Consider the following 438-nt stretch of genomic DNA (forward strand, 5'->3'; position numbering starts at 1 on the left):
ACTTTCCAGGATACGCATGATACGCCGGTATTTGAGCCTCTGCCGGGCGAAAGTCGCCTGTGGGGTGATACCGATGTTATCGGCTTGTTCGACGCAGAAGCCGACATGGAAGAAGTCGTTGCCATCCTGGAACAGCATCCGCTGCTGGGTGCAGGCTTCGCGCATAAAATCGAACAGCTTGAAGATAAAGACTGGGAACGCGAATGGATGGATAACTTCCACCCGATGCGTTTTAGTGAACGCTTGTGGATTTGCCCGAGCTGGCGCGATGTCCCGGATGAGAATGCCGTCAACGTAATGCTGGACCCGGGTCTGGCGTTTAGTACAGGTACTCATCCAACCACTTCGCTGTGCCTGCAATGGCTGGACGGTCTCGATCTAAACGACAAAACGGTTATCGACTTTGGTTGCGGCTCAGGCATTCTAGCGATTGCGGCC

General features: G+C 54.1%; 1 protein-coding gene. It reads left to right on the forward strand.

The window, feature by feature from the left end; translation table 11 throughout:
- Nucleotides 1-438 (forward strand): 50S ribosomal protein L11 methyltransferase (gene prmA / locus ACU8YC_RS28035; protein WP_446896400.1); only part of this gene is annotated, 438 nt, incomplete at both ends.

The sequence above is a fragment of the Citrobacter sp. VF227 genome (assembly GCF_052950715.1).